The sequence below is a fragment of the Streptomyces sp. NPDC057694 genome (genome assembly GCF_042799415.1).
GTDB lineage: Bacteria > Actinomycetota > Actinomycetes > Streptomycetales > Streptomycetaceae > Streptomyces.
The window spans coordinates 1-15,037 of the sequence record NZ_JBHVIX010000001.1; the positions used below are offsets into that span (position 1 = coordinate 1).

The following is a 15,037-nucleotide window of genomic DNA, read 5'->3' on the forward strand; positions in this document are numbered from 1 at the left end:
GGTCTGCTCCGCAGACACGACGCGCCGCCGCTACGCGGCGGGTGACCGGTGCTCCGCACCGGTGCAACTCCCCGACTTCGTCGTGGAGTTGGGCGTCACTCCGTGACGCCTGCCGGTTCCGCTCCGCGGCCCGGCGGCTCGGATCGCTCCGCGATCCGGCCTGGCAGCTCCACGCTTCGCGCGGACCTGAAAAGCGGCTGGCTGCAAGGGGCGGTCTGCTCGTGCTTCTGCGGGCTGGGGAGCGGGCCTATCTGTGGCTTCGCCTCACAGTCCGGTGGATCGGTCTCGCTGCATTATGTGTGTCATTATTTTAGGTAGGCTATGTTATGGCCTTGGTTCGGACCCCTGGTCGTCCTGAGCAGAACTGGGGTCTGGCGCCGAATTTTCGGCAACTCGGCGCCACGCTTTTCAGTGCTTGCCGAGAATACCTTTTACGTGAGTCAGGGATTAGCAACAGTGAAACTTCTGCCGCATCAGGTCGAGGCCGTAGACGGCGTTCTGAGGGCCCTTCAGGAGCCGGCCGCCGGCACGATGCCGTCGCAGGGGCTGCGGGCCCAGGTGATTTCCGCGACGGGGTCGGGTAAGACGCTGATCGCGGTGGAGACGGCCCGTCGGTTGAGGGCGCGGCGTGTGTTGGTGTTGGTGCCGACGTTGGATTTGTTGTTGCAGACGGTGGCGGCGTGGCGGGCCGGTGGCCGTGGTGGCGTCATGATCGGTGTCTGCTCGCTGAGTGCCGCGGACAGCGAGGGCGTTCCGTGTACGACCAGTGATGTGGAACTGCGTTTGTGGTTGCGTGGTTTGGATCAGGTCACGGTGTTCGCCACGTACGCCTCGCTCGGTTTGCGGACCCTGCAGAGGGCGCATGCGGCCGGTGTCGGCGTGTGGGACCTGGTGGTCGTCGACGAGGCGCACCGTACCTCTGGTGATACGGGCAAGCCGTGGGCTGCGGTGCATGATCAGCAGCAGGTTCCGGCGCGGCGTCGGTTGTACATGACGGCGACGCCGCGGGTGTGGGAGGCCGGTGGGGACACTCCTCGGATGGCTGCCTCGATGGACCGGGACAGTGCGGTATTCGGGCCGGTGGCGTTCGAGCTGAAGCTGTCGGAGGCGATCCGGCGCGGGATCGTGGCGCCGTATCAGGTGGTGTGTGTGGAGATCGAGGACGCTGAGCTGTACGAGGCTCTGCAGGATGCTCCCTTGGGCGCTGGCTCTGTGCGGGGCGCGCGGCTTGCCGCGTTGCAGACGGGGCTGTTGACGGCGGCCGCGGACGAGAAGCTGCGCCGGATCCTGACTTTTCACAGCCGGATCGTGGAAGCGGAGGCAATGGCGGCTGGGGTGCCGGCCGTCGCCGGGGAGTTGCACGCTGACGATCCTGAGCGGTTCCCTGCGCCCGGGCGGGTGTGGGCGCAGTGGCTGTACGGGGAGCACTCCCCCGGCCACCGCCGGGCGGTGCTGGCGGAGTTCGCGTCCGACTTCCTGCCTCGCGAGCAGGGTCGTGAGGTGAAGGCGGCTGTGCAGGTGTTGGCGTCGGTCAAGGTGTTGGGTGAGGGGGTGGATACCGCTCGGTGTGATGCGGTTGCGTTTATGGATGCGCGTGGCTCGATGGTCGATATTGTGCAGATGGTCGGGCGGGCTTTGCGTATCCGTCCGGGTGAGGGGAAACTCGCCACTTTGCTTGTTCCGGTGTTTGTGCGGCCGGGTGAAAACCCTTCGGAAATGCTTACTTCAGATGCTTACATCAGCCTGAGCAAGGTGTTGTCTGCCCTGCGGGCTCATGACACGGAGACCATTGAGGCGCTCGCGGATCCTCGTGTGCGCAGTGGGAGTTGGGTTACCGACGACGTCCTGGGTGAGGCCGACGAGGCGACCGGCGACATGGGCGACGCCGAGGACGCCGAGGGTCAGGACCAGAACGTCGATGACGTCGGCCGTGGGGATGCCGAGCCGGTGGTCAGTGGTGCGGCTGCGGAGTTGTTGCGGTTTTCCACTCCGCGGGATCCGGCGTTGCTCGCGCAGTTCATCCAGCTGCGCGTCCTCGACCCGGAGAGGGCCTATTGGCGGCGTGGTATTGCTGCCTGTCTGCAGTACCTCAAGGAGACCGGCATCGAGGAGCTCAAGGCGCCGTACCGGTATGTCACGCCCGAGGACTGGGCGCCGGCCGGGTTTCCGCTCGGTGTGTGGCTGGCCGACCTGCGCAAGGCCTACAACGCGGAGGCCCTGCCGGATGAGCGGGTGCGGCAGTTGGATGCGCTGGGGATGGTGTGGAACGCACACGACCACGCTTTCGAGGAAGGCCTGGCCATCGCGCGGGCGTGGGCGGCAGAGCACGGGCATCTCCTCGCGCCGGTGAGTGCGGTGAGTGCGGGCGGGTTCCCGATCGGGGTGTGGCTGAAGAACCAGCGCGCCGCAGCCCGCCAAGCGGCAGAAGTCGCTGCTGCGCGCGAACAGGGCGAGAGGGTGCCTTCGGGTGGGTGGGGGCTGTCGGAGAGCCGGCAGGACGCGCTTGACGCGATCGATCCTGGGTGGTGCCCGGTATGGGACACCGCCTGGCAGCGCTGCTTCCGGCTCGCCAAAAACCACCTCGACGCCGGTGGCACTCTCCCCCACCAGGCTGGCGCCCTGGTCGTGCAGGGCGAGGACCTGGGCGCGTGGGTACAAGCGCAGCGGCTGGGGTGGGACAAGCTCGGAGCGGCGCAGCAGTGGCTGCTGGAGAGCGTCCTGGGGGTTGAGGAGGCCGGGGAGGACGAACGGCCGGTCCGGCGCACCCAGGACGACAAATGGGCTCTCAACCTGACCGCGGCAGAACGCTTCCACGCGCGGGAAGGGCACCTGCAGGTACCCCGGAAACACACCGAGCTCGTGCCACTCGCGGACGCCGGCTCCGGTGCGGGCGGTACCGAGCAGGACGCAGACGGAGTCCGGGTTCAGCTGGGCATGTGGCTGGCCAACGTACGGCGGCGAGCCGCCAAGCTCACCCCGCAGCGGCGGGCAGACCTCGATGCCCTCGGCATGCGCTGGTAACCACACAGACCACCGGAGGGAGCAGGCACCCATCAGCAGGCCGAGCGCCCCGGCCTTGAGACCATCCCCGCGCCCGCGGGGATGGTGCTGCGCCTCACTCGGCTCGTCTCTTGCCCGATCGCGTGGGACCACGATGCGCTGCGCTCGATTCAGCTGGCCAAGCGGCACACTGATCCGATGGCATACGACTTCTCGAAGGGGTCAGCATCACCCCAGCCCCCGGCACAGGTCTTCAAGGGGTACGTCGCGACCGTCACCCTTTATGCGGACCGGGCTGACATCAAACGCACGCTCATGGGGAAGGTCACTGGGGCAAAAGACGCCGTGATCCCGCTCAAGGACGTCATCAAAGTCCAGTCCAAGGAGCCGACTCGGCTCGCGAATGGATACGTGCAGCTCGCCACCGAAGAAGACCGCGGGCAGCTCCGCATCGCGACCGCCGAAAGAGAGAAGGCCATCGCGAACAACTCCCGAACCGTCATGTTCACCTGGAACCAACGCGAGACCTACGCCGCCTATCTCAAGGCGATCACCGCCGAAGTGCAGACCCAGGGAGGCAACCCCTTCGGGTAGAGCCAGTCCGCAGCACAGGGCAGCTGCCCACGCCCCGTGGACGGCCGCCCCCGTGCAGATCCGCGGGCCTACTTGTCCTTGGCGGCGTCCTTGAGCTTGGAACCCGCGGCCACCTTCACGCCGTAGCCGGCGGGGATCTTCATCGCCTCGCCCGTGGACGGGTTACGGCCCTCACGCGCGGCACGGTGGGTGCGCTCGAAAGTCACGAAGCCAGGAACGGTGACCTTCTCGTCGCCCTTGGCGACCACGTCACCAACCGTGGCGGCGAACGCGTTCAGCACGGCGTCGGCGTCCTTCTGCGTCACCTCGGCACGCTCGGCCAGCGCGGCTACCAGCTCACTGCGGTTCATTGCGGTACTCCAATGTCGAACTCGGTACCCCCACTCCCAAAGAGCAGGGCCAGATCAAAGCGCCCATGTTGTCACCCGCCACTGACAACAGGCGCGCGACCTGACATGGCGTACTCCGAACGGCTCGCGCCGCACAGGGCGGGGCCCGTGCGGCGTACAAGGCGACGCGTATCTTGCGAAGCAGCTGACAGCAGTCAGGTCTCACCGCACGCGGGCTCGTCTGTGTGCGCCTCGTACTTCTCCTATCGCCAGCAGTTTCGCTCGTTCGGGACGCGAACACGGCAACGGGTGAGCCTCCTACACGCCAGGCATCCCCCCGGCACCACCCGCCTGCGGCCGCCGGGGCTCGTTGCGCATCTTCCGCCTCGTGGCGTCTTGCTGTACCACAGGCTCCTTCGGCGCGTCTGCCAGCGCTTGGGGGACATCACCCGCTGTGGTGGGCTCCGAATCGGGCGGAGTCTGCCCAACATTCCTCACCCGACGGCGTCCCTCGTGCCGCCCGAGCCGTAGCAGTGGAGACGCCTGTGCCGCTTCGTCGATCGCCTTCATCAAGCCGGCCCCCCGATCCACCGCACCACGAACCCCGATCTCGTGCACAGGCCTGACGAGCCCGTTGACGACGGAACCGAACAACAGGCCAGTGAAGGGATCGAGATGAAGGGATGCGGTCACCCACCGCGCGGCTCCATTCTGGAGCGCCCAACGGTCAGCGGCTGCGTCAGCCGCCGTTTCGTCCCGGGCACGGATTTCCGCCCGCTGCCTGTCCTCGAGGACAGCGCCGCCGTCGAGCTTGTCGAGGCAGGGGGTGCCGACCCGGCGAATGCGTGCAAGGTCATCCTCTTCGAAGACGCGCGAGCTCATATCACGTGCAAACTCCCTTGCCAGCAGCACGATCTCATCGACAGCGATCGGGTCTGAAATCTCACCCAGTCGTGGGTTAGGGGCACCCAGCAGCACCTCGACCGCTCTGTCGAAAGCAGCACAGCCAGCCTCCGTCAGCCTGTTACCACGTTCAACCTTGCGAGCTTGATACAGCAAGACCTTTGCTGCCTGTTCCATGGCCTGGTAATCCGGAACCGTCTCGCCCACAGGCCCGTCATCGTGTGATGACTCCCCACCAGCCATGAACGCCCCCTCCTCCAGTGGGACTCAGTCGTACCCGCAACCCCCAACCACTCACGCCCTGGGCCCGGTAGGGGAACGCGTGCCCTTGCCTTTCCAGCCACACTCGCCGAACCAACGCCCCCAGGCCACCAGACCCGCTTACAGGCGCGCACCAGCGCAGAATCATCAGCCCGCAGACCACCGTGCAGGGGAACAACACAACACGAATATCAGCAGTACGCGCAGGCCCCCTCTTTGCCATCGCGAGGTCGGCGCGAATGGATCCCTCCAACGCCCCGGCACGGCCCGCTCAAGTCTTCCCCACCACCAGGCGCTGGAGAACGACCATGCGATGCTGCTGAACATGCAGCAGGCACTCGGTTCCCCCGTCACCACGACGGCCGCCGCCAAGAAGGCAACACCCCGCAAGAAGGCTGTGCCTGCTCCGCGGGAAGGTGCGAAGCGCTCCGCCGCCTCCCGGGCCAACAAGCCCGCGGCTGCTACTGACAAACCCGCCGAGGGCGCACCCAAGTCCGCAGCGAGGAAGTCGGCCCTACTCGCAGCGGGGCCGACCTGGTCGAACTGGTCGACGACCACCTCGGCCGGCAGTCCGAGCCTCGCTCCGCTGCCGAGATCGCCGCCGCGCTCACCAAGTCTCATGCGGAGCGCACCTTCAAGGCCACCGTTGTGCGCTCCACGGTGGAGAACTTGGTTGCCAAGCCTCGGGCCCAGCGCACGAAGCAGGGTTCCTCGGTCTTCTACACGGCAGACTCCCTGGCAGAGCAGGCCCTCAAGCCGCAGCCGGAGACCGCCGGCAGCTGAACTGCGCCTGGGGCGCTGCGGGATCCCATCACGGTAGGCCGCCCTGGCCTGGCACCTGGTCTTCAGTACAGGCGTCCAGGAGGCCGCAACGGCTTGTCGCGCTGAGTGGCGGGCTGGGCCATTACGGCAGGGCAACGCTGCCGTGCGTGAAGGTCAGGGCGGCCGGCGTCTCGAGGTCTTGCACCGCCTGGAGGAAGCTCTCGACCCACATCAGGCGGGCGCAGACGTCGGGCCAGCGATTCCGTCCCTCCTCACGTTCTTCGGCATCCTGATGTTCGTCACCGGAAGCGGCGGAGCCGTCTCGCTGGTGTTCTTCTCCCTGTGCGGCGTCAGCCTCGCCTGGGCCGGCCATCGCACCAGGGAACTCCGCCGGGCCGCCGGGGGCTGTGCACTCCAGTCCATGGAGGTCGCCCGCTACCAGGTCATGTCACCCCGCGAGTTCGAGGAGGCCATCGCCTACCTCTGGCGCCGAGACGGCTGCCCGGACGCCCGCGTCGTGGGCGGGGCCGGCGACCTCGGCGCGGACATCATCGCCATCGCACCGGACGGACGCCGCATCGTCATCCAGTGCAAGCGGTACGGCCCCACGATGAAGGTCGGCAGTCCCGACCTTCATCGGGTCGGGGGCACAGGCTTCACCATCCACGGCGCGCATGTCGCCACGGTGGTGACGACGAACGTCTTCACGGCACCAGCCCCGGGCTATACCACGCAGCACAGGATCCGCCGCGTCGGCGAGCATGCCCTCGCCGCGTCGGCGAGCAGGACCGGGCCCGCGCCGTGGATGTAGCACCGCGTCCCGCATGAAAGCGGTCACAACAAAATCCCTGTGTCACGAATCAAACACTTTGCCTTCACGCTACCTGCACAACACCGCATCATGCGCAGACACAGCGCAACCGCAGGGGGACCCCTTGAGCACCACCACGCCGCCGCCACAGCCCGACTTCCCGCCGGCCGCACCACCCGAGCCACCCACCACGAAGCGCGCCAGCAACGCCGTCGTCATCGGCGCAGCAGCCGCGATCATCGCCGCCATCGTCGGCACCGGCCTCTACGTCGTGCAGTCCAGAGACGACAGCAAGCCCGCCGCGACCGCGTCCAGCAGCGAGACCCCGAAAGCTGAGGCCGCAGCCGAGGAGGAGGAAGAGACCGGGGAGCCGACGTTCGAGGCACCGACAGCCGACGACTTCACCATGACGCTGAAGACCACCAAGCGTCAGTGCTTCGGATCAGCAGGCTGCAACGTGACCGTCGAGCCGCGGCTCACCTACGACGGCATCGCCGAGGCCCTCGACCCCGACGCGGTGTACGAGATCACCTACGAGATCTCCGGGGACGCCTCGGGAACGGTGACCGAGACCGCTGAACTGTCGGACCAGACGAGCCTCAACTACACGCCGTCGCTGATCAGTACAGCCTCGGCGAGCACAAAGGTGTCCGTGGAGATCACCGACGTCGCAGAACAGGGGTAGCAAAACCGCACGCAACGAGCGGCCCCGTGGATGCGGCGCGCACGATGATGGTGCGGCCTGCATACGCTGGGGAGAGCCAGCGTGCAACGCACGCCTCCAGACCCGCAATCGATCGTTAAGGACTCCGACAGTACGTTGCCATTGAGTGAGTCCGGCCGGCGCAAGGATGCACTCAAGATGAGGGAGGGTGGCCCCCGATCACTGGGGATTGACCGGGGGCCACTCCGGGCCGAAGCCCTTTAATGGTGGATCAACCTTTCGATCAAGGACCACACCACGCGAGCCGCGAGTGCGATCCCCAAGCGTTCAGTTGCTTCGCGCATCCATCCCTTGCGGGGTGGGGCGCCACTTTCCGACACCATCTACCCACCTCACCTCATCTTGTTGGGCCGGAGATGCCGGTGCCCCGGCACTCCCCAGTAGCCGGGCTGCTACCGAGACATCCCCGGCCTGCCAACTGATGAGGTGTGGCGTGACGACGCTACGTCGCCGCCTTGGTGAGCTGGCAGGGCGCACAGCAGGCGCGAGGGAGTGCGCGCACGGCATGCGTGCACAGCAGCCCCAAAGCCCTCACGAATTCGAGCTCGCCACCCTTACTGCTCGGCCTTCACAAAGCTCGTCACCTGATCGAGCAGCCAAATCACGGCGTCGGGCGCAGAGAGGCAGCGCAAGCTGAGCTTGACCGAGCCGGCGAACTCACCTTCCTCGCGGTGCGGAACGTCCCTGCTGCCGTACTCGCCGACATCACGGCCACCGGAGTCTGTATGCGCGAGGGCGACAAACTAATCGGCTGACCAGCGGGCCGCCCAGGGATGCCCGTCGGCCTCGCGTGACGCGGCCTCGCGAGCACCCCCGGAGCGCATCGGGCGGGCTGCAGCGGCCCGCGAGAGGTGAGGTGCTCAGCGAGCTATCGACGGGCCCACCCCGGCAGCTGGTGCCCGTGGTGGGCGGGACGTGTCGTCCAGGTGCTGGTCGGCCCGCCGCGGCGCTACACGGGAGCGGCTGCTGGCTCCTTCGTGGGGCCAGTAGTTCCATCGGTACCATGACAGCGGAGGCTCCCCGAAGGCCATGAACCTGCGGTTCCCCGACCCGGCGAAGCGTGAGGCCATTGAGACCGCGGCGCGGCAGAAGAACATGTCGCTGCAGGAGTACATCCTGTCGGCGGCCTACGACAGGGCGACGGCGGTCGAGCGGTCCTTCCTGAGCAACTTCCGGGCGTCCATGGCGCACAGCGGAGGGGCGTTCAGGGATGCCGACGATCTGGATCCGCGCCCGAGCAGCGCGCGCCGTGAACTCGAGGCGCAGCAGCCGGGGCAGGGGCACTCCGCGTGCCCCAGCCCGGCCCTCAGCAGCGGCTCGACGTCCAATTCCTCCTCCATGCCGCCGAGCTCCTCGACTGCGATCCGCAGGTGGACGACTTCGGGCCGCTTTGCGCAGCGGTGGCGCGCGTGAACGCGCGCGCCCTGGAGCACGACATCTACGGGTCGCTGAATCTGAAGGCGGCGGCGCTCCTGCAGACACTGGCGAAGCTGCCCTGCCTGGAACACTCCAACGCCGCGTTCGCCTGGCACTCCGCTGAGGCCTACCTGCTGCTCCACGGCCAGCGCCTCGACTACCCGCCCAAGGCGGCGGTCGAGCTCGTGCGCGACGCCGCGTCGGACCACCTCGGCGTCGCCGGAATCGCCCGTCAGCTCCGCGACTGGACGGTCACCTGATCCTCAGCTACTTCCGTGCCATCGCGGCTTTCTTGGCCTCGGTGAACTCTTCGTCGCTGAGAGCCCCTGCCTCGTGCAGGGCGGCAAGTTCACGAATCTCGTCCGCCAAGGTCTTCGCTGCCGACGGAGGCGACGCAAGGACAGCAACCTGTCCCTTGGAGTCGGTGACGCGAGAGCGCAGCTCATTCAGCCAGGGCAAGGCTTCCTGGTACAGCCTTTTCGGCAGGGGGAGCGTATTGCTGAGGGTGTACGGGTCGTGTGAGTCGGCGTTTCGGGAGCTTCGGGTGCCTCGCCAGAAGTCTTTGTTCGCCGTTCCCTGGTAACTCGCTGTGAGGATTTCCAGGACGCCGTTCGAGAGGCCCGAGTTGTACTCGATCCCTGTGATCTCGCGGTATGCAAAGCTCGTAATGCGCGCCCCACCCGTGGCACCGGCCATCATGGCGGCCATCCCACCCGCCTTGATGATCATGCATCGGTCTTCGAAGGCGGCCAGGACACCGGCGCCACTGGAAGTGAGAACGAACCACGGGGCCTCCGTGGCGGCGCAGTGCTGTTCGAGCACCCTACGTGCTTTGTCGCTGAGCTTTGCGCCGATGAATCTTGTCGCCCCCCAGGCAGCTTCAGCAGCCGCTTGGGTTTCTGTCCACGATTTTGCTGTTTCTGTATCCGGTCCCTCGGCTACCGCCTCCCGCACTGCGGTGAGGTTGTCCTCGGCATCTGCGTTCACCAGTGCCCCGAAGGAGATGTCCTCGCCCGCGCGAGTGTGCACGACGAGCTTCTTGCCCCCCATGCTCGATCTGATCTCGGCGGTTTCAATCTCACCGAGAGGGACATCCAAGAACAGCCCTTTTCCCCCAACCTCAAGCCCAAGGAATGACATGACGCGAATCGACGTGACCGCGAAGGCGTCAGCCCCTCTCATCGCGTTGATCCGCCCCAGGTAGCGAACAGTCTCTCCGGACACAAGGTGCCCTTGGAGCCCATGCAGCCATCGCTGGGCGTGCTTGTCCTTGACCTTCGAAGCCGTGCGGGGCATGTCGCTCATGAGGGACCTCCCAGAAACAGTGTCCCATTTGGGCGCTTTGCTTACTACTGCTGGCCCCGCCCCCTGCTCGCCGCCGTAAATGGTTCTGATCAGCGGTCGGTCCGCAGCCGCGGCTCCCACATCCCACCCTGGTCCTCGGGACGCCTCGTAGCGGCCGGCAGCCGCGCCATCAGCACCCGTGACGCGCAGGGCAGCTGCCAGCAGAGCCCGTGCGACAGTCAGTCAGTCCGCCCTTCAGTCCCCCCTCGGCCGCCATGCGCGACTACGAGGGAACCAGCGCGCTGGAAGCGATTCGCAGCACGGCCCATGTGGTGGATGTGGTTCTTCGGCCTCTGGTGGTCCGCTCACCGAGCCGGTCGGACAGTCTGCCACCTCGCTGAGCTCGTTCACACGAATGGTCCGTCTCGGTGAATCGGTGCAGGCCGACCGTTTGCGGTGCCCGGTGCGGGACAAGCGGGGTGAGGGTTCGGCGGTGATCACGGCGAGTCCTTCTGCCCCGAAGAAGGACTCGCCCTCACCTCAAGTGCCCGCAGCGGGCTCGCCGTTCCGCGTCTCGCTCTGCAGGGTCCGCAGTACGGTCACGACCTTGCCAAGTATCGTGGCAGTATCACCGCAGATCGGGTCATACGACGGGTTCTCGGCCATCGGCCTTACCTGCGAGCCGTCGCGCTTGACGGTCGCTTCGCCGTCGAGCACGGCCGCAACGACCTCGCCGGCCTCGGCCTGGTCCTGGGCGCGCGCAACACCGGTGTCATCATCGAGATGTGGGCACCTGCCATGGAATCGCCGCGCACGAGAAACCGATCGGTTCTCGGATTCTTGGGGCACTCTGGCGACCAATCCGGGGGCATTAGCCCCAGTCCCCTCGGCGCGACTGCCTCAAATTGTGGCTGGTCACCTTAATCGGCGCAATTCACTTCGCAAGGCTGGCGCCTGGTACTGAGGACATTTCACTGCAGGAGGGCTGCGACGGACGCGGGGAGGAGACTCCGCAGATCGGTGATCTGAACCTGGGCGGCATGGGTCGCGGTGAACTGGGCCACGGACATGCTCGGTGTGCCGAAGACGGTGGTGAAGGTCCGCAGCGCCCCTGGGGCGCGGTCCAAGGCCCAGGCCGCGGTAGAGGTGCTGGTGGTTAGGAAGCGGCGGGGCTCGGGGCCGATCACGAACAGGTCCGCCTGGCGGCCCGAGGTGTCGGCGGCGAGCATCACGAGGTCCTTGAAAGTTTGGCGCTTACGCATGGCGTCCGCGCCGCGCCAACGAGCGAGCTTGAACTCCGCGATGCGCTGGTCTGTCTCCAGGTCGTACGGGCGGCTCGGGTCGTTGCCGGCGCCGAGGGAGGGGCGGACGGTGATGCGTTCTTCATCCTTGAGAATGTGAGGCAGTACGAGGAGGATGCCGCAGGCGTGGATCAAGTCGTTAATCCGGCCCAGGCTCTCGCGGACCGTGAGGGCTGAGGCAAGCAGCTCCGGCACGACGTGGCCATCCTCGGCAACCCGTATGACATTCATCCCGTCGGCGCCCTCCAATCGGTACTCCAACGAGGCCAAGGCCTGGGTGAGCGGCTGCCGGCTCAGGAAATCGGCGAGGACCCCAACGGCGGTGCTCAGCCGTTCTGCTTCTTCACGGTCCTGGTGGGCTGAGGAAATGTCCATGGCGGACAGTCTGGCTTTCCTCCCGTCTGCAGTGGGCATTTTGACGGCACTCGCCGCAAGCCTGTGGCGAGATACCGCGGCCTCCCGCCGCAGGCCATCGGGCAGTTGATCGGCGCCCAAGGCCTGCCGCTACTCAGGGCTTGTCCCCACCATCAGTCGGCTCGACGCCACTCGTCTGTTCATTGCCTACGTCGGCACCTTGCGACTGGCCGGCGGCTCGGACCTCTCGCGTTGGAAGATCTGTTCGCACTACGCGGTCGATGATGATCTTTCGATAGGCGTCGGCCATCCGTACCAGGGGGTGCTGCAAGACCTCATCCGCGGGTGGACCGCTCGGTTCGCCGGTCTTCGGGGCGTTGAACTGCTCAATGAGTGTCGCCCGCTCGCTGAGGGCTTCGCTGTGCTGCGGTGCGTCGGCAGCTCGGCGCAGGATCACGGTCTCGGCGTCCGTGAGAGGCTCCCCCGAGGCACGGAGCCAGTCCTATTCCTTGTCGTCGGGAGCGCTCGCTGCGGCCTCATCAGTGAACGCAGCGAGGAGCACTTGGTGCACGGCAGTGAGGCGTACGGGGAGTGAATGGGCGGGCCAGGTGTCCGCCGTCACTCACCAGCTGATCGTGCAGGCACTGTCGAGAGACTGACGGAGGCCCGCGCCCGAGGCGAGCTCCTCGGCCATACGCCGGTCATGATCGCAGAGCAGATTCGCCGCTCCCGTGCGACGGCCGGGCGAGTTCGTGATGGGGCGCGCTGGATGGCCATGTCCGCAGCGGACTACCCAGCGGAACGGCTTCCGGGGCTTGGCCATGGTCCCGGATCAGCCTGCGGTGCCGTCCCTCAGGGCGGCGGTTACGTCGGCGTCGAGATGATCGATGGGGCGTTCGGCATTTCGCTCGCAGCCGTGCGTTGACCGGTGAATTGTGTGGTGACGCATCCACACCGCAACGTCACACGTTCTCAGCACGCTCACCGTTTGCGGCACTCCCGCTGCCTGCCGTACCGCCAGGACTTCCTCGTGGAGTGCATGGTTGCCGTGTTGAAGTGCGCCGTGCAGCGCGACCCAGAAGGACTGAGGTCGGCCCAGCGCGCAGCGCACGACGTTGTCGTAGACGGGGAGCAGTCGGGGTCGCTTGCGGGCCAGGAGTTTGCCGGCGATCACCCAGTTCACTCCGCGTTGAGCGCGCAGGAGGTGCCAGGCGTGGTCGGCGGGTGAGCCGGCCTCAAGGTGGTGTGCGTCGGCGTCGGTCATGTCGGTGTCTGCGGGGATGTGCGAGAGCAGCTCGGATAAGCGTGTGCCCAGGGTGCCTTCGAGAAGGTCGAGGGCGACGGGCGCGGGGACCGTCACTGACAGGGTCTGCACGGCGATCAGGTCCGTGGCGGTGATGGTGTTCGCATGCTGGTGGGTATCTGTGCCACTGCCCAGCGACTCGAAGCGGGCGCCGGTGAAGGGGGCGGCAACGGGTTCGAGGCCGAAGTAGGTGCGGAGATCTGTGAGGGCGCGAGGATCGTTGAGAACCGCGCGCATCCTCGTTGCCAAGTGGCACGCGGCCTCGTCCGGAGTCGGCAACGTCTGTCGTGGAGAGGTCTGCTGGAGGGTGGTCTGTGTGGTGCGGTCGGTCGTCTGCTCGGCTGACGGTGTGGCGTTCACGGGCGGATCCAGGCGGCGAAGGCGTCGATGAGGCCTGTGTAGAACCGCTCGCCGGGGACCGAGCCGGGGTTCTTGCTGGCGTCGTAGAAGGCGACGTTGCTGAAGGTGGCAGACGTTGAGGCGTTGAGGTTTTTGTAGAAGGCGAGTTTGCCGCGTCCAAAGCCGACGAAGAGCCAGAAGACGCCGAGTGAGGCGGTGTTCTGCAGCAGGGAGCGTACTTCGGACTTGTCCCAGGGCTCGTCGCCGACCTGTGTCACGACGAACGCAGGGTCGGTGGCGGCGGACTCCTGGTAATGGTTCATGGCCCGGCGCATGGCGTCCGCCACGTTGCCCCAGCCCCAGTCGACCTGGGTGTGCAGTTGCCCGATGCGGCCGCGGTAGTTGTCCAGCCGGATCTCTTCCAGGAATGGTTCGCGGCCGCTGGAGAAGACCACGGGCACGGTGCCGTCGTCGTCGAGGTTGGCCGACAGGGCCAGAACGCGCTCGGCGAAGGCCTGCACCGCGAAGGACTCGTAGAGTTCCTCCATGTTCCAGTCGTGATCAAGAATCAGATAGACGGCGGCGCGTCGTCCGGCGATCCCCCGGTCGACGAGAACCTGACTGGCTTGCCGTGCAGGTTCCAGGAGCCCGGGAGCCTGTCGTTCGACCTTGGTCAGGTCGACAGCCGGGCCTGCTCTCCGGCTCGTCCGTGCCGACGTTGCTGGCGGCGCAGGCGCGGGTTCTGGGTCGACGTGGATGCCGTAGTCGGTTGCCAGTCCGGCCAGACCGGAGTCGTAGCCCTGCCCAACTGCACGGATCTTCCAGTCCCCGCCGCGCCGGTAGAGCTCTGCCAGGACCACGACGGTCTCCCGGGCAACAAAGTCGGGGGCGGTGAACGAGGCTGCCGGGACGCCGTTCTGGGTGATCGTCAGTTGCGGTGCGCGGGTGAAGACCGCGCCTGGTTGCAGGGGGTCGATACTGGCTGCGATCACCACCCGGTCCACGCCCATTGGAATGCGCGGCACGTCCGCGGTGACCGTGGTGTCCGAGACTGACACGTGATCCTGGACGGGATGGTTGTAGAAGACGAGGTCATGGTCCGCGCGGACCTTGCCGTCGGGGCCGAGCAGCAGCGCGGACACATCAACGGCGGGCCCCTGCGCGGACACCGACAACACCACCGGCGCCCTGTGCAGCCCCATGTTCTCGCCCTTGCGTAATACCGGCATCCGCCGCTCCCCTTTGATCGCCGAGACGGAAACGGTAGACCTCCCAGCGGAAGAAGTACCGTGCTTCGTCCAAAACGATCAGACCCGCACCAGGCGAGTGCCGCAACCGCCCCATGCCGCTTCTGCACAGGGGCAGAAGCCCGTACCTGTCCCTGTCCAGGCCGTACGAGCCCGTCCGGGCCGGCTCCTGGCCAGGCCAGTAGTACGGATCGCCTGTGCGCCTGCCCGCCACGACCGGAAGACAGCATCCGGCATCCGGCAGAGATCGATGCAGGCGAATGCCCTCGATGCAGACAAGCAGGCAGGCAGCCGACGAAGAGCTCATCACCCATGTCGTTCAGACTGCCGTGGCGCGGTAACCGCAGGGCAGGGACCGCTTCAGGCACGCATATGGCCCCGGGCCGCACGGGTGGCAACGCTGAATCAG

At 66.7% G+C, this 15,037-nt stretch carries 13 protein-coding genes; 5 read left to right on the forward strand and 8 right to left on the reverse strand.

All coding sequences use genetic code 11. The annotated features are described in order from the left end of the window. Positions 1-456: 456 nt before the first annotated feature. Both ACFVDP_RS00005 and ACFVDP_RS00010 read left to right on the forward strand, forming a co-directional pair. Complete coding sequence (locus tag ACFVDP_RS00005) at positions 457-3,021, forward strand: Helicase associated domain protein (RefSeq protein WP_383480639.1); 2,565 nt, start codon at positions 457-459, stop codon at positions 3,019-3,021. A 177-nt stretch (positions 3,022-3,198) separates the two neighbouring features. Beyond that, the gene (locus ACFVDP_RS00010; RefSeq protein ID WP_383480642.1) at positions 3,199-3,594 is read left to right on the forward strand and encodes a hypothetical protein; all 396 of its coding nucleotides are present in this window, start codon (positions 3,199-3,201) and stop codon (positions 3,592-3,594) included. Positions 3,595-3,662: 68 nt separating this feature from the next. On the opposite strand, the gene ACFVDP_RS00015 is transcribed toward ACFVDP_RS00010, so the two are convergent. Together ACFVDP_RS00015 and ACFVDP_RS00020 are read right to left on the reverse strand one after the other, a co-directional pair. Further along, positions 3,663-3,944, reverse strand: coding sequence for an HU family DNA-binding protein (locus tag ACFVDP_RS00015; RefSeq protein ID WP_383480645.1), 282 nt, complete (start codon positions 3,942-3,944; stop codon positions 3,663-3,665). Between the two features lie 297 nt (positions 3,945-4,241). After that, positions 4,242-5,033 (reverse strand): hypothetical protein, encoded by a 792-nt coding sequence (locus ACFVDP_RS00020; protein WP_383480647.1) that lies wholly within the window; start codon positions 5,031-5,033, stop codon positions 4,242-4,244. Positions 5,034-6,141: 1,108 nt separating this feature from the next. Here ACFVDP_RS00020 and ACFVDP_RS00025 point away from each other — a divergent pair. The 3 genes from ACFVDP_RS00025 to ACFVDP_RS00035 all read left to right on the forward strand — a co-directional run bounded on the left by ACFVDP_RS00025 (position 6,142) and on the right by ACFVDP_RS00035 (position 9,060). Next, positions 6,142-6,660 carry a restriction endonuclease gene (locus ACFVDP_RS00025; RefSeq protein WP_383480649.1) on the forward strand — a complete coding sequence of 173 codons (519 nt, stop codon included), beginning with the start codon at positions 6,142-6,144 and terminating at the stop codon, positions 6,658-6,660. Positions 6,661-6,784: 124 nt separating this feature from the next. Beyond that, a complete protein-coding gene (locus ACFVDP_RS00030) occupies positions 6,785-7,345 on the forward strand; it encodes a hypothetical protein (RefSeq protein ID WP_383480652.1) in 561 nt (186 codons plus the stop codon). A gap of 1,328 nt (positions 7,346-8,673) precedes the next feature. Continuing rightward, positions 8,674-9,060, forward strand: coding sequence for a fic family toxin-antitoxin system, toxin component (locus ACFVDP_RS00035; protein ID WP_383480655.1), 387 nt, complete (start codon positions 8,674-8,676; stop codon positions 9,058-9,060). Positions 9,061-9,067: 7 nt separating this feature from the next. Here the strand turns inward: ACFVDP_RS00035 and ACFVDP_RS00040 are convergent, their stop codons facing one another. From ACFVDP_RS00040 to ACFVDP_RS00065, 6 genes are all read right to left on the reverse strand, one after another. Further along, positions 9,068-10,105, reverse strand: coding sequence for an SHOCT domain-containing protein (locus tag ACFVDP_RS00040; protein ID WP_383480658.1), 1,038 nt, complete (start codon positions 10,103-10,105; stop codon positions 9,068-9,070). A gap of 519 nt (positions 10,106-10,624) precedes the next feature. Further along, positions 10,625-10,933, reverse strand: coding sequence for a LexA family protein (locus ACFVDP_RS00045; RefSeq protein WP_383480661.1), 309 nt, complete (start codon positions 10,931-10,933; stop codon positions 10,625-10,627). A gap of 122 nt (positions 10,934-11,055) precedes the next feature. Further along, the gene (locus ACFVDP_RS00050; protein WP_383480663.1) at positions 11,056-11,760 is read right to left on the reverse strand and encodes a PE-PGRS family protein; all 705 of its coding nucleotides are present in this window, start codon (positions 11,758-11,760) and stop codon (positions 11,056-11,058) included. Positions 11,761-11,893: 133 nt separating this feature from the next. After that, positions 11,894-12,196, reverse strand: coding sequence for a hypothetical protein (locus tag ACFVDP_RS00055; protein WP_383480665.1), 303 nt, complete (start codon positions 12,194-12,196; stop codon positions 11,894-11,896). Between the two features lie 375 nt (positions 12,197-12,571). Beyond that, positions 12,572-13,402, reverse strand: coding sequence for a DUF6308 family protein (locus tag ACFVDP_RS00060; protein WP_383480668.1), 831 nt, complete (start codon positions 13,400-13,402; stop codon positions 12,572-12,574). Continuing rightward, positions 13,399-14,610: a VWA domain-containing protein gene (locus ACFVDP_RS00065; protein WP_383480671.1), complete on the reverse strand. Its 1,212-nt coding sequence runs from the start codon at positions 14,608-14,610 to the stop codon at positions 13,399-13,401. The genes ACFVDP_RS00060 and ACFVDP_RS00065 overlap by 4 nt, the downstream gene beginning before the upstream one ends. Positions 14,611-15,037 lie beyond the last annotated feature (427 nt).